Genomic DNA, 19,278 nt, shown 5'->3' with positions numbered 1-19,278 from the left:
CCCGTCAGAACAGGCTCAGCAGGGCCTCCGCCGGGTCCGCGAGCGTCGTCTCGCCGTCGGGCAGGGGCAGTTCGAACCACACCGTCTTGCCGCGCGGGGTGCGGCGCGAACCCCAGGACGCCGAGAGCAGCCCCACCAGCTGGAGACCGCGGCCGCCCTCGTCGGTGTCCCGGGCGCGGCGGCGGCGCGGCTGGACGAGACCCGCGTCCCACACCTCGCACACCAGGGTGCGGTCCAGCAGCAGCCGGAGCCTGATGTCCCCCTCGCCGTAGCGCAGCGCGTTGGTGACCAGCTCGCTGACCAGCAACTCGGTGGTGTCGACGAGCGCTTCGAGGCCCCATGACTGCAACCGGCCCCGCGCGTACTCCCGCGCCCGGCCCACGCTGCGCGGCTCGCGCGGCAGCGTCCAGTCGCCGACCGAGTCGGCGGGCAGCCCCTGCACCCGTGCCATCAGCAGCGCGATGTCGTCCTCGCCGTGGTGCGAGTCGAGCGTGTTCAGGACGTGGTCGCAGACGTCCTCCAGCGGCCTGGTGGGGTCGGTGAGCGCCCCGACGAACGCGTTGAGGCCCTCGTCGAGGGGGTGGTCGCGGGACTCGACCAGGCCGTCCGTGTAGAGCGCCAGCAGCGCGCCCTCGGGGAGGTCGACCTCCACCTCCTCGAAGGGCTCACCGCCCACGCCGAGCGGCAGGCCCGGCGGCACGTCGAGCATGAGGGCCGGTTCTCCGGGCTCGACGAGGACCGGGGGCAGATGGCCCGCGTTGGCGAAGGTGCAGCGCCGGGTCACCGAGTCGTAGACCGCGTACACGCAGGTCGCGAGGTACACCTCGGACAGGTCGGCCTCGCGGGGCCGGCGGGCGGCCCGGGTGGCCTGCTGGACGCCGCCGGGGGTGCCGAGCCCGCGCGCGATCTCGTCCAGCGCGGAGAGCACTTCGGCCGGTTCGAGGTCGAGCAGGGCCAGCGTGCGCACGGCCGTGCGCAGTTCGCCCATCGCGACCGCGGCCCGCAGCCCGCGGCCCATCACGTCGCCCACCACCAGCGCCGTGCGGTGGCCGGGCAGTTCGATGACGTCGAACCAGTCGCCGCCGACCTCGCTGGGCCGCCCCATGGAGACGTTGCCGGGAAGGTAGCGGCAGGCGATGTCCAGGCCCGAGGCCACCGGGTCGCCGGGCGGCAGCAGGGAGCGCTGCAGTATCAGCGCCCGCTCGTGCTCGCGCCGGTACAGACGGGCGTTGTCGATGCAGACCGCGGCGCGCGCCGCCAGTTCCACGGCCAGATCGCGGTCGCGGTCGCCGAACGGCTCGCTGCCCTTGGTCCGCGAGAACTGCGCGAGGCCGACGACGGTGTCGTGGGCGACCATCGGGACGGCGAGGCTGGACTGCACGAGGCCGCCCTCCTCGCCGGGGATGCTCTGCGGGCGGGCGGTGCGCAGGGCGTCCGCGCAGGCCGAGTTGAACGGGAAGTGGTGGACCGCGCCGACCGCGACGGGCGGGCCCGCGCCGGGGAAGGGGGCGTCGGACACGGCGGACGCGAAGGCGACCCGGCGCAGTTCGGCGCTGCCGTCGGCGAGTCCGGGCGGGGTCTCGTCGCCGGCCAGGAGTCCCTGGTAGAGGTCGACGGTGGCCAGGTCGCAGAAGCCGGGCACGACCACGTCGAGGAGTTCGCGCGCGGTCGTCTCCAGGTCGAGGGAGTTCCCTATGCGGGCTCCCGCCTCGTTCAGGAGGGCGAGATTGCGCCGTGCGGCGGCGGCCTCGCGGGCGGCGGCGCGGCGGGCGGTGATGTCGGTGCCGAGCCAGGCGATGCCGATGGGGCGGCCGCTGCCGCTGTGCACCCGGTACAGGTTGATCGACCAGTGCCGTCGTTCGTCGGAGCCGGGGACGAACCCGGTGACGTGCATGTCCGTGATGGAGTCGCCGGTCTCCAGGACCCGGCGAAGGGTGGCGCTGACCCGCTCGGCCTCGGGCCGGGGCAGGTAGTCGTGGACGCCCTTGCCGCGGTGCTCGTCGGGGGTGCCGCCGAAGATGGAGGCGAACCGCTCGTTGGCGCGGCGCACCCGCAGGTCGGGGTCGATCAGCAGGAAGCCGAACGGGGATTGGCCGAAAATCGCCTGCGAGGCGGCGAGGTCGGTCTCGATGCTGCGGAGCGTGCGGACGTCGACGACGATGCACACGGCGGCCTTCTCGCCGTCCAGACTGCGCGTCGGCATGACGTACACCTCGGCGAGGCCCTGCTCGCCGCGTCCGCCGCCGGGCGCCGGGTCGGGCATCCGGAAGGGGACCACGCCGGTCCACTCGCGCCCGTCGAGGATCTCGGCCATCTTGCGCTGTCCGCGTTCACGCAGGTCGGGGTCGACGAACGCGTCGATGGGGTCCATGCCGACGGCGCGCTCGGCGGGGATGCCGAAGATCTGCTCGGCGCGCAGACTCCACTGGTCGACGAGGCCGTCGGGGCCGATGGAGAACGAGGCGACCCTGATGTAGTCGTAGATCGAACCGGGTGGGCTGCTCTGCCACATGGCGTCACCGAGCGACGCCGCTTCGCCCTCCCCGTCGCCGGGGCCGCGCACGGCGTCCGCGGCGTGCGCATCCGCGGCCTCCGCCCTCGCGCCGCCCGACGGGTCCTCGGACTCCGTGGCCTTCGCTGGTATCTCGCTCACGCGAACCGTCCCCTCCAGCTCACCGCGTCCGGCACCGGTCACCGGCGGCGGCTGCCCGCAGTATCCAGCACTACGGGTCCGCACGACACGGTGTTCACGATCACAGCACGGTCCAGGCGTTTTCCGGCCCGTCCCGCGACAACACTTCCAGTCTTCTAACCAGCGGGCACGTGGTCGAATCACACCTTCGGGCACCGGTCGCGGACCGGCGACGGCGGGAGGCCCGCCGTCCACCCGGGTCATCCCCGTGTCACGTCCCGTCAACCCGGTACCGCCAGTTCGAACCACACGGTCTTGCCGGCGCTCCCCGGCCGGGTGCCCCAGCGGCGCGCGGCGGAGGCGACGAGCTGAAGTCCGCGCCCGCTCTCGTCGTCGGGGCGGGCGATCCGCTCGCGCGGCGGGTCGGGCAGCGGGTCGGACACCTCCACCAGGAGCACGTCCCGCAGCCGGGCCTGACGGACCAGACGGACGCCGATGGGGCCGGTCGCGTGCCGGAGCGCGTTGGTCACCAACTCGCTGACCAGCAGGGCCGCGATGTCGCCCAGACTGTCGAGGTCCCAGCGGTGCAGCTGGTCGCGGACGGCCGCGCGGGCGGTGCGCACCGCACCGGGCTCCGCGGGAAACGACCACTCGGCCCGGTCGTCCTCGGTGTCGATCACGCCGATCACTTCCCAGCCCAGCGAGTGCACCCATGTCCGGTTTCGTGGGGTTAATGGGCACATACCCGATATCGCTGGGCGAGTACCGCGCGGCAGGGCGCACAGTGGCACGAACGGCGTACACCCCGCCCCTGCCCGGCCCGCCGCCACTGGCGACGAGCCACTGGCGACGAGCCACTGGCGACTGGCCACTGGCCACGGAACAGGGCTTGGGCTCAGTGTGCGTCGGCGGCGATGACGGCGAGCGTCTCGCGCACCGCGGGAACGTCCTGGTCGAGCCAGTCGACGTCCCAGACCTCGTCCGGGGCGAGCCAGCGCAGCGCGTCGTGGTCCTGGAGCGGTTCGGGGGCGGCCGAGCCGGGCCGCAGCCGGGCCCTCCACACCTGGAGGACGTGGGGCGGCCTCAGGGGCCACTCCCCCGGGACGGGTCCGACGGTCTCGGCCTCGACGCCGAGTTCCTCGCGCAGTTCGCGCACGAGAGCCGCCTCGGGGCTCTCCCCCGGCTCGACCTTGCCGCCCGGCAGTTCCCAGCGCCCGGCCAGCTCCGGGGGCGCGCTGCGGCGGGCGGCGAGCAGGCGGCCGGCGTCGAGCAGCGCGGCTCCCACCACCACGGTCCGTTCCGTCATGCGGCGGAGCCTACGGGACGGGAGCGGGTGGGCCGGGGGTGGGGCGGCCGGGTCGGCCCGGCGCGGTCAGGGCGGCCCGTTCGGGTCGGCGCAGACGCCGGGTTGACGGCGGGTCCGGTCCGACGCCCGGTCAGTTCAGGGTGCCGTCCCCGTTCTGCACCTGCGCCTGCACCTGCGTTTGGGCCTGCGTTTGCGCCTGCGCCTGGGCCGGAGGCGGTGTCTGGGGGTGGTGCGGGGTCTGGGCGTGGCGCTGCGGCTGCCCCTGCGTCTGGCCGATCCGCTCGACCCAGTAGAGCTGCTTGTGCCCGCGGGCGTCGAGGCTGTCCGCGGTCTCCTGGGCCTCGGCCCGGGTCGCGTACCTGCCCACGCGGTAGCGGTTGCCGTTGTCGTCCTGCCGGATGACGAGCCAGGGCAGGGAGGTGGTGCTGTCGTTCATCGCGCCCTCCGCCCCCTCGCCGTCCCGGCCCGGCCGGATCCCGTCCGCGGCGCGCCGCGCGCCCCGCCTGCCAAGGAAACCGCAATCCGCATATGCCCGAGCGTACGCCTTACCTTTACGCACCGAACACGACTTTGCACAAAGAGGTACGCAACCAGCCAAGACGCAGGGGGCGCACGGGACCGAACGCGCCGTGCGCGCGCCGCAACGCGTCCGGTCGGCGGGGTTGCGGGCGGGTACCGGTCGACCTGCGGGAACCAGCGGAAACGTCCGGATTCCGACGGCGCGCGGCCGGCTCCCGGGCGGGCCGGTTCCGGCGGCAACTGCCGCAAGGGTGTGCGCCGCCCGGCCGTATGCGCTACGGCTCCGGGCCGCCCCCGCGCCTCCCCCGCTCCACCCGCCCCGCAGGACACGGTCGTCGCCGACCCTCTCCGCCTCCCACCGGGGGCAACCGGGTCGGGTCGGCGGGCAGTGTTCCGCGGGCGACGGATCGCGGGCGGTGTTCCGAAGGCAGTGGTTCCGCGGGCAGTGTTCCGCGGGCGGCTTACTTCACCGGCAGGTGGTACGCGACCCGGTAGCGGTCGGCCGGGATCACCACGTCGGCCGTCTCCACCGGGCGGCCCGAGGCGTAGTACGTGCGCTGCACGACCAGCACCACGTGGCCGGGGACGCCGCCGAGGGTGAGGAGTTCCTCGGCCAGACCGGGGCGGGCGCCGACCTCCTCGGTGACGTTGTCGACGATGACGTCGATGGCCCGCATCCGCTCGACGACGCCCATGCCGCCGAGCGGACCCTCCTCGGGGAGCATCACGGGGGTGCGGCCGGTGACCGCGAGGGGCTCCCAGGACGTGGAGAGCATCATCGCCTCACCGGCCTCCCGGAACACGTACTTCGTGCGCATCACGCGGTCGCCGGGCTTGACGCCGAGCCGCTCCGCCACGGCCACGCCCGCCTCGCCCTGCTCGCTGCTGGACTCCCACGTGCCCCGCGTGTGGGCCTCGGCCTGCTCCTGGCGGAACGGCGTGGCCCCGCTCACCGGGCGGTAGCCGGAGCGGGCGATCCGGCGGGGGACGGGCCGCTCGCGCACATAGGTGCCCGAACCGGAGCGGCCCTCGACCAGGCCCTCGGCCATCAGCACCTTGCGCGCCTCCAGGGCCACCGTGTCGGAGACGCCGTACTCCTCGCGGATTCTCGCCTGGGACGGGAGGCGGGTGTGCGGTGGCAGCGATCCGTCGGCGATCTTCTTGCGGAGATCACCCGCGACACGCAGATACGCCGGCTGCTCACCGAATGTCACTGGCCACTCCCATCAGGTTGTACAGACAGCTACAGCCTGGCAACCGTGGGTTGGACCGTGCAAGCAAAGGCCAGGGAATCACTCGATGTGATGACATCCGCTCGTGAAACGCTTTGCCCAGGCACTTTCTCCCCGCTGTGTACGTGATCACACATCGAGGCCGGTGTCGCCGTCGCCCCCGACGGCCCCGCCGTCCCCGCTGTCGGAGCCCTCGTCGTGGGCCGGCGGCGTGGTGGCCAGGCCCAGAGCCTCGCGTGCGGTGACGGTCGTGCGGCCGTCGACGTACGCGTAGGCCGTCTCGTAGTGCTCGTAGAAGGCGTCGGCGTCGGTGGCCTTCGCGGCCGCCGCCCACTCCCGGCCCGACCTGCGCATGTCCTCGGCCAGCGCGGCGACCGGCCCGCCGGCCTTCGCGGGCCAGGCGCGGTCCCCCAGCGCGGTCGCCTGGTCCGCGGTGACGTCCCCGGTGTCCGCGGCCCACTTCCGGCCGGCCGCGAGGTCCGCGTCGGCGGAGTCCTCCGGCTCCCGTCCGAGGACGACGTCGACGGCGGCCATCGCCTTGAGGAAGGCCAGCTGGTCGGCGTCCAGGGTCGTCTCGTCCGCGCGCAGCGAGCCGGTCAGGGTGCCCCTGTCGTCCACCGGTCCGAAGACGCAGGTGATCTCCCGGTCGCCGGCGCGCCAGCTCCCGGAGGTGGGCGTAAGGTAGTAGACGTCCACCTCGTCGGTCAGCGCCCAGGAGTCCATCGCGTAGGCGTCCCGGAGCCGGAAGCACTCGTCGTCCGCGATCCGCCCGACGCGGTCGTCGCCCGGGAAGCCGCTGCCGGACAGCGGAATCGTCGCGAAGACCTCGGCGTCGTGCTCGCCCGAGCACGCCACCTCGTCGACGTCGTAGACCTCCTCGTCGAAGGTCTCGCCCGGGATGTCGAAGCAGTCGCCCTTGACGAGCGAGAAGCCGGAGCGCGCGGCCGCGCCGTCCTTGAACCCCTGCCAGAAGTCGGACGCGCCGCCCGTGGCCAGCGCGAGGACCCACAGCGCGAGCCCGACGGAGGACAGGACCGCGCCCGCCACCGCCATCCCCTTGCCGCGCTCGCCCCGCTTCCTGATCTGCGCCAGCGCGACGACCCCGAGCACCAGGCCGACGGTCGGCACGAAGCACAGGATGCCGAGCACGAGGGCGGCGACGGCCAGACCGTTGACCGCCGCCGGCCGCCCGTAAGGGCTGTACCCCTGCCCCCAGCCCGGGTAGGGCGCACCCCCGTAGGGTGCCTGCGGATACGGGCCCGGATACCCCGGATGCCCCGGATGCCCCGCATTCGCCGGATGTCCCGGAGCGCCCGCAGGGTGCCCCTGCGGCCCGTACGGGCCCTGAGGGTACGGGCCTTGGGCGTGCGGCGCGTGCGGGTCGTGCGCGTCCGGGTCCTTCGGCGGGGCGAACGGGTCTCGCGGGTACGGGTCCGGCGGCTGCGGAGGCCGGTACGGGTCGTCCTGAGGCTGGTGGGGCCCTGGTGACGGAGGTATGGACACGAGCACCGTGCTCCTGGTTCTGACGGGTTACGCGGTCGGGCGGGCAGCCGGTCGTCGTCGAGTCGCCCGGGCCAGTCTGGCAGGGCGCCGGCCCCGGCATGGCACTGACGTGCGACCGCCGTCGGCCGGCGCCCCGGCCGGGGCGCACTCTCAGCCCGGGGACGGAGAAGCGCCGGGCACCCGCCCTGTCCGGCATCCCCGCGCCGGACACCGCAAGGCGCGCGCGGGCCGGCCGCGGGGCGCCGCCGCTCACCGTCCGTCCGTGCCGGGCAGTCCGCGGGCGCGCAGCACCCGCCGCTGCACCGGTCCGAAGACGCCGGCCTCCACCAGCACGCCGACGGCCAGCACGGCCACGGCGGCCGCCAGAACCGCGCTGAGCCGACCGCTGCGCCGGCCCGCGTCGATCATCTGGCCGAGGCCGGGAAGAGGGGTCGCCGTCATGAGTTCCGCCGTCATCAGGGCCCGCCAGCCGAACGCCCAGCCCTGCCGGAGCGCCGCCACCACACCGGGGAGGGCGGCCGGGAGCAGGACATGACGCACGGCGGCGGCACCCGTCGCCCCCATCGCGCGGCCCGCCCGCACCAGGAGGGGCGGCACCTGGTCGAGGGCGGTGAGGACCCCGGTCGTCACCGAGGGCACCGCGCCGAGCAGGACCACCAGGTACACGGCGCCGCGCGAGGGGCCGAGGCACATCACGGCGACGGGCACCAGGACCGCGGCCGGCAGCGACTGGAACGCTCCCAGCACCGGGGCCACGGGCGTGCGCAGGAACCCGAACCGGTGGAGCAGCAGACCGAGCGGCACGCCCACTCCCGCCGACGCCGCGAACCCGGCGAGACAGCGTCCCAGGCTGTGCAGCAGCCCGGAGCCGAGCGTCCCCGCCGACCAGGCGTCCGACAGGTCCCGCAGCACGGCCGACGGCGCGGGCAGCACCGGCGACAGGCCGAGCAGGTGGACCAGTTGCCACAGGCCCGCCACCAGCAGCAGCGCCGAGCAGCCGGGCCAGAGCCGGGCCGCGGCGCGCCTGAGCAGTGCTTCGCCGCGGCCTCGGCGGGCGATGCCCGCGGGCGTCCCGTGCGGGCGGACCGCCCCGGGACGTACGCGGCCGTCGAGCCGTGCCCGTGTGGGGCGGCGGGGGCTGTCAACGGCGGGCATGGCGGTCGGCCTCCTCGGCGAGCCGGGCGGTGATCTCGTCGACGAGACGGGCCGCGTCGCAGGGGTCGGCCCCTCGCGCCGGGCCTCGCCGGACGGGCCATTCGGCCACGACGCGACCGGGCCCCGACGACATGAGCACCACCCGGTCCCCCAGCGCCACGGCCTCACCGACGTCGTGCGTCACGAAGAGCACCGTCGCCTCCCGTTCCGCGCAGACCCGGGCGAGTTCGCCGTGCAGCGCCTTCCGGGTCACCGTGTCCAGCGCCGCGAACGGCTCGTCCATCAGCAGCACGTCCGCGCCCTGCGCCAGGGCGCGGGCCAGGGCGACCCGCTGGCGCATGCCGCCGGACAGTTCGTGCACCCGCTGTCCATGGCTGTCCGGGAGCCCCACCAGCGCGAGGAGGCTCCTGGCCCGTGAGCGCCGGGCCGCGCCGGACACTCCGGCGAGACGGAGCGCCAGTTCGACGTTGCTCCCCGCCGTGAGCCAGGGGAACAGGGCGTGGTCCTGGAACATCACCGCCGGACGTCCGCCCATGACCTCGATCCGCCCCGCGGTCGCGGTCTCCAGACCGGCGACGAGCTGGAGCAGAGTCGACTTGCCCGAACCGGAGGCGCCGACCACGCACACGAACTCGCCTCTCTCCAGCCGCAGATGGACGTCGTCCAGCACGACACGGCGGGCGGCGCCCGTGCCGTACGTCTTCGTGGCGCCGCGGACCTCGACGGCCGTGGGGTGTCCGCTCACCTCAGAAGTCCCAGCCCTCGTCCGCGGCGCCGCCCGGTCCGGGGGCGCCGGGTGCGGGGGCGTCGGCGGCGCCGCTGCCGGTGAAGGCGTCGCCCGCCATGCCGGCGGCGAGGGTCGCGCCGTCGGCGGGGTCGATCAGCAGGAACGAGCCGGTGCGCCGGGAGCGGGCATAGGAGTCGAGTGCGACCGGTTCCGCGGTGCGGATCACGACCCGGCCGATGTCGTTGGCGACGAGCCGTTCCGGGGCGGGGTGCTGGGTGAGGTCGTCGAGGGTCAGGCGCGAGGGGATGTCCTCGACGATCGCCTTGACCGTGCGGGTGGTGTGCTTGAGCAGCACCCGCCGGCCCACGGTCAGGGGGCTGTCCGCGACCTGACAGACGGTGGCCTCGACGTTGCGGGTGGCGACGGGCGCGTCGTCGGCCGGGACGATGATGTCGCCGCGCGAGACGTCGATGTCGTCCTCCAGGAGGAGGGTCACCGACTGCGGGGCCCAGGCCACCTCCACGGACCGGCCCAGCAGGTCGATCCCGGCGACCTTCGAGGTGCGGCCGGCGGGCAGTACGGCGATCTCCTCCCCCACCCGGAGAACGCCGGCGGCGATCTGGCCGGCGTATCCCCGGTAGTCGGGGTGCTCGGCCGTCTGCGGCCGGATCACGTACTGCACGGGGAACCGGGTGGGCCCCGCCGGCCCTCCGTCCGCGCACGGTCCGCCCGCGGGCGGACGGGATTCCGGCACCGCCTCCAGGTGCTCCAGGACGGTGGGACCGCCGTACCAGTCCATGGCCGCCGAGGGTTCCACGACGTTGTCGCCGGTGAGCGCGGAGATCGGGATCGCGGTGACGGCGGGCACGCCGAGCTTCGTCGCGTACGCGGTGAACTCCTCGGCGATCGCGGCGAACACGGGCCGCGCGAAGCCGACCAGATCCATCTTGTTGACCGCGAGGACCACGTGCGGGACGCGGAGCAGCGCGGCGAGCGCCGCATGACGGCGGGTCTGCTCCACGACGCCGTTGCGGGCGTCGACCAGGATCACCGTCAGCTCGGCCGTCGACGCGCCCGTCACCATGTTGCGGGTGTACTGCACGTGCCCCGGCGTGTCCGCGAGGATGAACCGCCGCCTGGGCGTGGCGAAGTAGCGGTAGGCCACGTCGATGGTGATGCCCTGCTCGCGCTCGGCGCGCAGGCCGTCGGTCAGCAGCGCCAGGTCGGGCGCCTCCTGGCCGCGGCCGTGGGAGAACTCCCGCACCGCCTCCAGCTGGTCCACGAGGACCGACTTGGAGTCGTGCAGAAGCCGCCCCACCAGGGTCGACTTGCCGTCGTCCACGGAGCCCGCGGTCGCGAAACGCAGCAGGGTGGTCGTCGACGACCGGGCGCCGGGCTGCTCGGTGGTGCTGGTCATCTCTAGAAGTACCCTTCGCGCTTGCGGTCTTCCATCGCGGCCTCGGACAGCTTGTCGTCGGCGCGGGTGGCGCCCCGCTCGGTGAGCCGGGACGCGGCGATCTCCTCGATGACCGCGTCCGGTGTGGCCGCGTGGGAGTCGACCGCTCCGGTGCACGACATGTCACCGACCGTGCGGTAGCGGATCAGCCGCCTCTCCACCGTCTCCGACGGCTTCGGACCGCCCCACCCGCCCGCGGTCAGCCACATCCCCGAGCGCCGGAACACCTCCCGCTCGTGCGCGAAGTAGATCCCGGGCAGCTCGATGTGCTCGCGCCGCACGTACTGCCACACGTCCAGCTCGGTCCAGTTCGACAGCGGGAAGACCCGCACATGCTCACCCGGCGCGTGCCGGCCGTTGTACAGGTTCCACAGCTCCGGGCGCTGACGGCGCGGATCCCACTGCGAGAACGCGTCCCGCAGCGAGAACACCCGCTCCTTCGCCCGCGCCTTCTCCTCGTCACGCCGCCCGCCGCCGAACACCGCGTCGAAACGGTGGTGTCGGATGGCCTCCGTCAGCGGCACCGTCTGCAGCGGATTGCGCGTGCCGTCCGGCCGCTCCCGCAACTCGCCCCGGTCGATGTACTCCTGCACCGAGGCCACGTGCAGCCGCAGCCCGTGCCGCGCGACCACCCGGTCGCGGTAGGCGAGCACCTCGGGGAAGTTGTGCCCGGTGTCCACGTGCAGCAGCGAGAACGGCACCGCCGCCGGCGCGAACGCCTTCAACGCCAGGTGCAGCATGACGACGGAGTCCTTGCCGCCGGAGAACAGCACCACCGGCCGCTCGAACTCCCCCGCCACCTCACGGAAGATGTGCACGGACTCGGACTCCAGCGCGTCCAGATGGGACAGCGCGTACGGGCTGGCCGGGCTGGCCGTCCTCTCCCGGACCGTCGCGGCGGACGTCGTCACAGCAGACCCCTCTCGGTGAGCAGCGCGTGGACGGCCGCGGCGCACTCCGCCACCGTCCGGCCTTGCGAATCGATCCGCAGATCCGGCGCCGCCGGCGCCTCGTACGGGTCGTCGACCCCGGTCAGACCACTGATCTCGCCCGCCGCCCGCTTCGCGTACAGGCCCTTCACATCCCGCGCCGAGCACACCTCCACCGGTGTGGCGACGTGCACCTCCACATACGCCGTGCCGTGCTGCCGGTGGCGCCGGCGTACCGCCTCCCGGCTGTCCGCGTACGGCGCGATCACCGGCACCAGCGCCAGCACCCCGTGCGACGCCAGCAACTCGGCGACGAAGCCGATCCGCTGCACGTTGGTGTGCCTGTCGGCCCGGCCGAACCCCAGGCCCGCCGACAGGGACGCGCGGATCTCGTCACCGTCCAGCACCTCGACGCGCCGGCCCTGCTCGCGCAGGCGCCCGGCCAGTGCCCGCGCGATCGTGGTCTTGCCCGCACTCGGCAGGCCCGTGAGCCATACCGTGGCTCCCGTGTCCGCCCGGCGCACGTCCCCCGTGCCCGCCATCGCTCAGGCCGCCGGCAGGGCGGTGGCGAGCGAGTTCGCCGCCTGCAGACCCAGGTTGAGGCCTGCCGCGGCGGGATCGTCCGACCAGGGCTGGGTCCGGGCGCTGGTGGCGAACCGGCGCAGCGCGGCCGCCGGTGTGCTGCGGGGCGCCAGACGGCCCGCGCGCCACGCCTCCCGCAGGGCGATGCCGGCGCCCTTGCTGTTGCGGTGGGCGATCCGCAGGCCGGGGACGAAGTGGACCCGCCCCCCGGACTCGGCGAGCCGCTCGACGAGACCGTTGTCGCTCGCGGTGACGACGTCGGGGAACCCGCCGGCGGCGCGGAACGCCTCCGTCCACACGGCCGAGTTGCCGCCCGCGAAGAACGTGACCTCGCTGCCGGGGCCGTGCTGTGCGTAGCGGACCTCGTAGCGGTACTGGCGGGCGCGGGCCACCACACTGCTGTCGAACGGGAGCACTCTGCCGGTGATCGCCGCCCGGTCGGGGGTCAGGGCCGTGTCGAGGACGTCGAACCAGTCGGGCAGCGGCCGGGCGTCGTCGTCGAGGAAGGCGATGACGTCGCCGGTCGCCTCCTGGCCGGCGAGGTTGCGCGCGGCCGCCGCGCCGCGCCGCCGCTCGTGGCGCAGCAGGCGTACGGGGAAGGGGTGGGCGTCGCCGTCGACGCGCAGGGGGGTGTCGGAGCAGTCGTCGACGAGGATCACCTCGTGCAGGACGCCCGTGTCGCACGCCGCGATCGCGGCCAGCAGGAGGTCGATGTCGGTCGGCCGGTTGCGGGTGGCGACCACCACGGAGACCTGCTTGCCGCCGTCTGGATGTGTCGTGCTCATTGCCGTACTCCTTGCGGACGTTCGCCGGCGGCCACGTCCGTGGGTCGGGTGGGGTTCGGAGAGGGTGCGGAGGATGCCGGGGATGCGAAGGGGGTGGGAGGGACGCGGCCGGTCAGCGGGGTGCGGTGGCGGACGGCTCGGCGGTGGCGGCGGCGAACGGGTCGAGGACCTCGTCCACCTCGTCGAGCAGCGCGCCGAGCGTGACGGGATAGCCGTGGCCGGCGGCGGCCGGCTCGGTGGCGATCACGATGCGGGCCGCGGTCTCGCCCGCCAGCCGCACCGCGGCCGCCGGGTCCGCCGCGCGCACCACGACGAACCCGCAGCGGTCCTCCGACCAGCGCAGTTCGTGCACGGTGTCCCCGGGTTCCACCTGGACGTCGACCTGGACGACGCCGTCCGCGGCCGCCGCCTCCGCCGCGCCGGTCACCGAGGTGACGGTCCCGGGATCGGCCACGAGGAAGCGGATGGCGGCCGCGCCGTCCGGCGCCCGCCGCTGCGCCGGCGGGTCGTCGTCCAGGGCGAGCCGGTAGGTGGCCTCCTCCAGGTCGACGCCGTGCACGAGGCGGACCAGGTCGTTGATGCGGTCCCCGCCCCGCCGGCTGTGCGACTCGACGACGCGCGGGCCGGCGGCGGTGAGGATCAGCTCGGTGTGCGCGGGGCCGTCGACGAAGCCCACGGCGTCCAGCAGCGCCCGCACCGTCGCCTCGACGGCGGACCGGTCGGCGTCGTCCAGCGGCGCGGGCACGACATGGCCGAGCTCGACCACCCCCTGCCCGGTCTCCTTGCCGGTGACGGCGACGACCGTGTGGGATCCGGCGCGGGAGAACGTCTCGACGCTCAGCTCCTCGCCGACCAGCCATTCCTCGGCCATGAAGTCGTCCAGGCCGAAGGCCTCGCGCCACGCCCACGCCTCGTCGACCTCGTCGACGGACGCGATGCGGCGGACTCCCAGGCTGCCGGAGCCCATGGTCGGCTTGAGGACGGCCGCTCCCGAGGCCTTCACGAAGTCGCGCAGCTCGGCGCGGGTGGGCCGGGTCAGGGTCGCCACCGGTCCGATGCCCCGCTCGTTCAGCAGGGCCCGCAGGGCCGGCTTGTCGTGCAGCAGCCGCGTGGTCCGCTCGCTGTTCCCGGGCAGTCCGAGCGTGTCGGTCAGATGTCCGGCCACGGCCTGGGCCGCCTCGGTCTGTGTGAAGACACGGGTGAAGGGGCGCTGTTCGTGCAGGGCGCGCACCAGGGCGGTGACCGTGGGAACGTCCTGGTAGTCGACCAGCAGCAGCTGGGCGCAGTACGGCACCACGTCCGGGTCGAACGCGGACGGCTTCTGGACGTGCACCACCTCGAGGCCGAGTGCTGCGGCCTTGCGGACGATGCCGGCCTTTCCGCCGACGACGAGAACGCGGGTTGCGGACAAGGGAGTCACCTCAGGTCGGAGTTCATCAGGCAGATCGGGGTTCATCAGGCAGGTCGGGGCAGCTCAGGTCAGGCGGGTGCGGGGGCAGTGGCGGCGGGGGCGGCGGCGCGCAGTTCCTCCCACACGGCCTGCGTGTCCGCCGGCAGGACGACGCCGGTGTCGGCGGCCGGGGACCGGGGCTTGAGGCCGGCGAGGTACGGCGTGAGATCGAGCCCGGTGAACCGTGACAGCCGCTCGGTCTCCTCCCCCCGGCACAGGGCGTGGTACTCGACGACCAGACGGCGCTCGGCCGGCACCCCGGGCGCGAAGGCGAGCCAGTGCCTGTTCCACGCGGTCCACTTGGCGAGGGCGGCTTCCTCGGTGAGCGGCACGTACGGCCGGTCGCCCTTCCACCGCAGCATCGAGCGGGCGGCCTCCACCGGGTGGCGGACGAGCATCACGTAACGGGCGTCGGGCAGCACCCTGCCGAACCACGGCAGGTGCAGCAGGTACTCGTTGTACTTGTCGCCCCAGTAGGGCGACTCGCCCTGGGCGGCGCCCAGGATCCGCCGCGCCAGCTCCACCGGATCGTCCCCGGCGGCGCCCTCGGCGACGTCCCTGGCGGCGGCCCGCAGGCTCCGCTCCACCCGGGCCCGCCACTGTTCGACTCCCGCGCCGTCGGGCGGCCGCCGGTCGAGGGCGTGCAGGATCTCGTCGGCGCGCAGATGGCGGTCGGCGAGGTCCTGGCCGCCCAGCCAGCGGTGCAGCAGGTAGGGCAGCTTGCCGTTGACGGTGAAGTGGCCGCCCGCGTCGTGGAAGGCGAGGTTCATCGCGTAGGCGAGGGCCGTCGTGCCGCAGCGCTGGCCCCCGAGCAGGATCACGGGTGAGATGGTCATGCGCCGGCCTCCACCGTGTGCGCGTCCGTGCCGGCGGGAACGGCGTCCCCGCCCGGGCCCCGCGTCATCTCGCGGAGCAGTCGCATGCAGGCCGTGCTGGCCTCGAAGCCGCCGGCGGTGAAGTCCTCGCCCCACGGCTCGTCGCGCTGGGCCTGCGTCAGCACCCGTCCGACCCGCCAGTGCGTCTCCAGGGAGACCCAGTCCCGGTATCCGTCCTCGGCCAGCCGGGCGAGGATCGCGGGCCAGGGCAGATCGCCGTCGCCGAGACGGACGTAGGCGCGCTGCCCGTCCGGGTCCTTCACGTGGACGTGCCGGATGCGTTCGCGGCCCAGCGCGTAGTCCTGCGGGAACGGGGCGGGGTCCCAGCCGCTGAAGACGCTGTTGCCGGGATCCCACAGCACGCCCAGGCGGTCGTCGCCGAGCGCGTCCAGGAACTCCAGCGTGTGGCGCATCGTGGGGCTGTTGGTCCGCATGCCCGTCTCCACCAGCAGCGGGACCCGTCCCGCGGGCACTCCGTCCAGCACCTCGCGGGCCGCCGCGGCCGCCCTGCGCGGGTCCGGGTCGCCCTGCCGGTAGAAGGTGAAGACGCGGACGAACGGCGCGCCGAGCAGTTCGGCCCTGCGCACGGAGTCCACCACGAGGTCGCGGGCGGCGTCCGTCTCCGCCGCCGTGCGGGGCAGTTCGCACTTCAGGGCCGGCGGGTCGAACCCGGCCACCCGCAGTCCGTGCCGGGTCACGGCGTCCCGTACGGCGAGGAGGGCGGCGTCGTCCATGCGATGCGGCGGCACGCCGTCGCTGGAGCGGATCTCCAGGCCGTCGAAGCCGAGGCGGGCCGTCACGGCGGCCGCCTCCTCGATGTCCTGGGACAACTCGTCGTTGATGATGGCGAGTCTCACGACGGGGTCTCCTCGCTGAGGGCCGGGGACGGGGGCGGGCCGGGGTCGTACCACTCGCGCAGCAGCGCGGTGTCCTCGGCCAGGGACGGCGCCTTCGACTCGACGGTGACCGCGCGCAGCGCACCGGCCGCGTCGAGGACCCGCCGGGTCAGCTCGGGCCGGGCGAAGGCCAGCGGCCGGTGGCGCGAGGTGCCGGGCGCGTCCCAGTCGAAGCCCTTGACCTGGGCGTACGGGATCCACGGGGCGAGCCGGGCCGCCGCCGCGACGGGATCGCCGTCGATTCTGGCGAGCCCCATCGTGTCGAGCAGGACCGAGGTGCCTGCCCGGCGGCACAGCTCCTCCAGTTCGGGGACGGGGGCGTATCCGTGATGGGTCTCCACGAGGACGAGGGAGCTGTCGCCGACCCTCGCCACCAGCGCCTCGACCTGGGCGAGCGTCAGGCCGAGACGCTCGGGCGCGGTGCATCCGGCAGCCGCGAAGACCTTCACCGGCAGCCCCTTCTCGGGCGAGCGCAGGCCGTCGATCGCGGCGGGCGGGTGGGCGGTGTCGCCGAGCACCGTGCCGACGCCGACGAAACACACCTCGGCTCCGGCGGCCCGCAGTGCGTCGAGCCCTCCGGCCTCCCAGGCGTGGCCCTTGCCCTCCCGCACGTCGACGGCCGTGCCGCCCAGCGAGAGGACGAGGCCGGCCAGGGCGCCGGCGTCCAGGTGCGGCGCCGATCCGGAGGAGACGCCTGTCAGGGGTCTCACGCCATCACCGCCGTGGCTTCGGCGACCGACGAGAGGATCCCGGTCACTCCCCGGGCGCCGTCGAGGTGGCAGCGCGCGGGGGGCCGTCCCGTGGCCATGGCCTCGGCCATCTCGCGGTAGACGTCGGTGCGCAGCTCCGCGGTCGGCACCGTGGGCCAGGTCCGCTCCGCGCCGCCGATCTGGGTCATCACCGTGCCGTCGGTGATGTTGAGGCCGCCGTCGGGGCCGAGGACCTGGAGCCGCTCGGAACGGACCATCGACTCGGCGGTCACGGTGAACGCGAGGGTGGCCCCGGACACGAACGTGACCACTCCCGTGACGCGGGTGTCGATCCCCGCGGCGACCTCCCGGGCCGGCGTCAGGCGCACCGACTCCGGCTGCCCGAGCAGCTGACAGGCGAGGTCGAGGTAGTGGACGCCCAGATGGGCGGAGATGCCGCCCAGGGCCGCGGCGGGGTCGCTGCGCCACCCGGCACGCCGGTAGTGGGCCGGAGGGCGGAACCGGGACACCTCGAGGACCGCGGTGACGGAGGGCGCCGACCAGGTGGCGGCGAGGGCCGCGTCCGGCAGCCGCATCCGGTGCTGGAGCATGACTCCGACCGGCAGGCCGGTCCGGCGGGCCACGGCCGCCACGGCGTCGATCTCCGCCACGGACACGGCGGGCGGCTTCTCCAGCAGGACGGCCTTGCCCGCCTCCAGCGCCTGGACCGCCAGCCCGGCCCGCCCGCCGGGGGGAACGCACAGGGCCACCAGCCCGACGTCGGGGTCGTCGAGGAGCTCCCGCCAGGAACCGGCCCGGCGGTGGTCGCCGGTGTCGACCGTGGAGGCCTCTTCCAGGACGGACACGATCCCCGCGCCCGGCAGGCGCTCCAGGGCGGCGGCGTGCTGCCGTCCGGCGACTCCGAATCCGACGATTCCCACACCGAGGCGCGTGCTCACGCGGCACCTCCCGCCGGGGCGGCCGCGGCCGTCTCGGGAGCGTCCCAGCCGAGGCGTTCGACGACCGACGCCGGCACGGGCACGCCGTGTTCGGCGGCCAGCGCCTCCGCCAGCCGCTCCTGCTGTTCCGGCAGGTGGACCGCGGGCGGCCCCTGCGGGTAGCCGGCGGCCACCGCGCCCGACAGGACGTCGAGCAGCTCGTCCACCGGCGGGTCGCCGAACGCGCCCGGCGACAGGGCGAGGAACAGCTGGGAGCAGTCCATCGGCCGTTCGGGCTCGGCCCGCTGCTTGTGGACGAGGGGGCTCACCGTGCCGCCGGCGAGGATGCCGGCCAGCACCTCGGTGATGACGGCGACTCCGAGGCCCTTGTGACCGCCGAAGACCGGGACGGCGCCGCCGCGGTCGAGTTCCTCCGGATCGGTGGTGGGACGGCCCTCGCGGTCCACCAGCCAGGTCGCGGGCACGCGTTCACCGCGGTGCGCGGCATGCCTGATCTTTCCGCTGGCGACGGTGCCGGTGGCGAAGTCCACGACGAGCGGGGGCCGGCCCTCGCGGGGTACCACCATGCAGACCGCGTCGTTGCCGAGGGTGGGGCGCCCCGCGCCCGGGGCGGCGACGCTCGGGCCCGACACGTTGAGGACGAGACCGACCACGCCGTGGCGGACGAAGTGGTCGCGGTACGCGGCCAGCATGCCGACGTGGTTGTTGCCCCGGACGGCGACGGCGGCGATGCCGTCGCGGGCCGCACGCTCCGCGCACCGGCGGGCCGCGAGATCGGCGGCGACCTGGCCGAACCCGCCGCGGGCGTCGACGAGCACGACGGAGCCGTCCTCGCGGGTCCACTCCGGTTCGGCGGCGGGGTCGATGCCGCCCTGCCGCAGCCGGTCGAGGTACATCGGCAGCAGGCCCACACCGTGCGAGAAGTGGCCCCGGACGTCGGCGTCGACGAGGACGCGGGCGACCAGGGCGGCGCGCTCGGCGCCGACACCGGCGGCGGTCAGCGATCCGGTCGCCGCCGTCAGCAGCGCGTCGGGGGTGAAACGCACCTCCGCCTCCGCCGCCGGCCGGGGCGCGGGACGGGGAGCGCGGTTGAGGTGCACGGTCCGGTCGGCCGACGCCGCGGTCCGGGCGTCGGTGGTGACCAGGAGGACCGCGCTGCCCCGCCGGGCCGCCGAGCGCGCCGGATCGGTGCGGGAGTCGTCCGGATGCGGGCCGCCGACGGCTTCGACGACCACGACGGGCGCCGTGACCGGCGCGGCCGGGGAGGCTGCCCGTGCGCTCACCACGGTCACGCCGGGGGGCAGGACCGGGGTGATGCGGCGGGGCCTGGGGGCCTCGCCGACGGTGACGGCGCCGTACTGGGCTCGGCGGCGCCCGGCGAGCACCTCGATCAGCGCGGCCGCGGGCCCGGTGTCGTCCGCGAGCACCGCGACGATCTCGCCGGCGGCCACGGTGACGGTCAGCCCCGCGATCAGGATGCGCTCGGCTCCCTCGGGGCCTTCGGCCACGATCAGGTCCGCCACGCGGAAGGCGGGCGGCCTGCCCGCTGCTTCGGTCATTGCTGGCTCCTCGAAATGCCGTGG

General features: G+C 74.6%; 18 protein-coding genes. All 18 read right to left on the bottom strand.

The genetic code is table 11. The features are described 5' to 3' along the window. Nucleotides 1–4: 4 nt before the first annotated feature. The gene (locus tag OG802_RS23085) at nucleotides 5–2,653 is read right to left on the bottom strand and encodes a SpoIIE family protein phosphatase (protein WP_329413251.1); all 2,649 of its coding nucleotides are present in this window, start codon (nucleotides 2,651–2,653) and stop codon (nucleotides 5–7) included. 260 nt (nucleotides 2,654–2,913) lie between these two features. Further along, the gene (locus OG802_RS23080; protein ID WP_329413248.1) at nucleotides 2,914–3,342 is read right to left on the bottom strand and encodes an ATP-binding protein; all 429 of its coding nucleotides are present in this window, start codon (nucleotides 3,340–3,342) and stop codon (nucleotides 2,914–2,916) included. A 185-nt stretch (nucleotides 3,343–3,527) separates the two neighbouring features. Beyond that, nucleotides 3,528–3,938, bottom strand: a complete 411-nt coding sequence (locus tag OG802_RS23075; RefSeq protein WP_329413247.1) for a (deoxy)nucleoside triphosphate pyrophosphohydrolase — start codon at nucleotides 3,936–3,938, stop codon at nucleotides 3,528–3,530. 130 nt (nucleotides 3,939–4,068) lie between these two features. After that, entirely contained in the window at nucleotides 4,069–4,374 is a 306-nt protein-coding gene (locus OG802_RS23070) for a hypothetical protein (RefSeq protein WP_329417659.1), read from the bottom strand. A 544-nt stretch (nucleotides 4,375–4,918) separates the two neighbouring features. Beyond that, a complete protein-coding gene (locus OG802_RS23065; protein ID WP_329413245.1) occupies nucleotides 4,919–5,671 on the bottom strand; it encodes a GntR family transcriptional regulator in 753 nt (250 codons plus the stop codon). A gap of 147 nt (nucleotides 5,672–5,818) precedes the next feature. Then, the gene (locus OG802_RS23060; protein ID WP_329413243.1) at nucleotides 5,819–7,192 is read right to left on the bottom strand and encodes a DUF4190 domain-containing protein; all 1,374 of its coding nucleotides are present in this window, start codon (nucleotides 7,190–7,192) and stop codon (nucleotides 5,819–5,821) included. Nucleotides 7,193–7,441: 249 nt separating this feature from the next. Beyond that, nucleotides 7,442–8,347 (bottom strand): ABC transporter permease, encoded by a 906-nt coding sequence (locus OG802_RS23055; protein WP_329413241.1) that lies wholly within the window; start codon nucleotides 8,345–8,347, stop codon nucleotides 7,442–7,444. Further along, a complete protein-coding gene (locus tag OG802_RS23050; RefSeq protein WP_329413239.1) occupies nucleotides 8,334–9,092 on the bottom strand; it encodes an ABC transporter ATP-binding protein in 759 nt (252 codons plus the stop codon). Before OG802_RS23050 ends, OG802_RS23055 begins: the two co-directional genes overlap by 14 nt. Nucleotide 9,093: 1 nt before the next feature. Next, nucleotides 9,094–10,491: a sulfate adenylyltransferase subunit 1 gene (locus OG802_RS23045; RefSeq protein WP_329413237.1), complete on the bottom strand. Its 1,398-nt coding sequence runs from the start codon at nucleotides 10,489–10,491 to the stop codon at nucleotides 9,094–9,096. Nucleotides 10,492–10,493: 2 nt separating this feature from the next. Then, nucleotides 10,494–11,441, bottom strand: a complete 948-nt coding sequence (gene cysD / locus OG802_RS23040) for a sulfate adenylyltransferase subunit CysD (protein WP_329413236.1) — start codon at nucleotides 11,439–11,441, stop codon at nucleotides 10,494–10,496. After that, nucleotides 11,438–12,001 carry an adenylyl-sulfate kinase gene (gene cysC / locus OG802_RS23035; protein WP_329413235.1) on the bottom strand — a complete coding sequence of 188 codons (564 nt, stop codon included), beginning with the start codon at nucleotides 11,999–12,001 and terminating at the stop codon, nucleotides 11,438–11,440. Before cysC ends, cysD begins: the two co-directional genes overlap by 4 nt. Nucleotides 12,002–12,004: 3 nt before the next feature. After that, entirely contained in the window at nucleotides 12,005–12,826 is an 822-nt protein-coding gene (locus tag OG802_RS23030) for a glycosyltransferase (RefSeq protein WP_329413233.1), read from the bottom strand. Between the two features lie 112 nt (nucleotides 12,827–12,938). After that, a complete protein-coding gene (locus tag OG802_RS23025) occupies nucleotides 12,939–14,237 on the bottom strand; it encodes an ATP-grasp domain-containing protein (RefSeq protein WP_329413231.1) in 1,299 nt (432 codons plus the stop codon). Between the two features lie 68 nt (nucleotides 14,238–14,305). Further along, nucleotides 14,306–15,112: a sulfotransferase family protein gene (locus OG802_RS23020; protein WP_329413230.1), complete on the bottom strand. Its 807-nt coding sequence runs from the start codon at nucleotides 15,110–15,112 to the stop codon at nucleotides 14,306–14,308. Further along, nucleotides 15,109–16,008, bottom strand: coding sequence for a sugar phosphate isomerase/epimerase family protein (locus OG802_RS23015; protein WP_329413228.1), 900 nt, complete (start codon nucleotides 16,006–16,008; stop codon nucleotides 15,109–15,111). The genes OG802_RS23020 and OG802_RS23015 overlap by 4 nt, the downstream gene beginning before the upstream one ends. Next, on the bottom strand, nucleotides 16,005–16,757 hold the full coding sequence (locus tag OG802_RS23010; RefSeq protein ID WP_329413226.1) for a hypothetical protein: 753 nt from the start codon (nucleotides 16,755–16,757) through the stop codon (nucleotides 16,005–16,007). The genes OG802_RS23015 and OG802_RS23010 overlap by 4 nt, the downstream gene beginning before the upstream one ends. Then, nucleotides 16,754–17,695: a Gfo/Idh/MocA family protein gene (locus OG802_RS23005; RefSeq protein WP_329413224.1), complete on the bottom strand. Its 942-nt coding sequence runs from the start codon at nucleotides 17,693–17,695 to the stop codon at nucleotides 16,754–16,756. The genes OG802_RS23010 and OG802_RS23005 overlap by 4 nt, the downstream gene beginning before the upstream one ends. Further along, nucleotides 17,692–19,254 carry an Ldh family oxidoreductase gene (locus OG802_RS23000; protein ID WP_329413223.1) on the bottom strand — a complete coding sequence of 521 codons (1,563 nt, stop codon included), beginning with the start codon at nucleotides 19,252–19,254 and terminating at the stop codon, nucleotides 17,692–17,694. Before OG802_RS23000 ends, OG802_RS23005 begins: the two co-directional genes overlap by 4 nt. Between the last annotated feature and the right edge of the window lie 24 nt (nucleotides 19,255–19,278).

It is taken from the genome of Streptomyces sp. NBC_00704 (assembly GCF_036226605.1).
Classification (GTDB): domain Bacteria; phylum Actinomycetota; class Actinomycetes; order Streptomycetales; family Streptomycetaceae; genus Streptomyces.
Note: the sequence above shows the minus strand (reverse complement) of the source record. Positions and strands in the feature narration are given on the sequence as shown.

Excerpts from the sequence above, each read along its gene's own strand:
- OG802_RS23075 (WP_329413247.1), bottom strand. The coding sequence starts at position 3,938 with ATGACGGAACGGACCGTGGTGGTGGGAGCCGCGCTGCTCGACGCCGGC.
- OG802_RS23070 (WP_329417659.1), bottom strand. The coding sequence starts at position 4,374 with ATGAACGACAGCACCACCTCCCTGCCCTGGCTCGTCATCCGGCAGGAC.
- OG802_RS23055 (WP_329413241.1), bottom strand. The coding sequence starts at position 8,347 with ATGCCCGCCGTTGACAGCCCCCGCCGCCCCACACGGGCACGGCTCGAC.
- OG802_RS23045 (WP_329413237.1), bottom strand. The coding sequence starts at position 10,491 with ATGACCAGCACCACCGAGCAGCCCGGCGCCCGGTCGTCGACGACCACC.
- cysC (WP_329413235.1), bottom strand. The coding sequence starts at position 12,001 with ATGGCGGGCACGGGGGACGTGCGCCGGGCGGACACGGGAGCCACGGTA.
- OG802_RS23030 (WP_329413233.1), bottom strand. The coding sequence starts at position 12,826 with ATGAGCACGACACATCCAGACGGCGGCAAGCAGGTCTCCGTGGTGGTC.
- OG802_RS23020 (WP_329413230.1), bottom strand. The coding sequence starts at position 15,112 with ATGACCATCTCACCCGTGATCCTGCTCGGGGGCCAGCGCTGCGGCACG.
- OG802_RS23000 (WP_329413223.1), bottom strand. The coding sequence starts at position 19,254 with ATGACCGAAGCAGCGGGCAGGCCGCCCGCCTTCCGCGTGGCGGACCTG.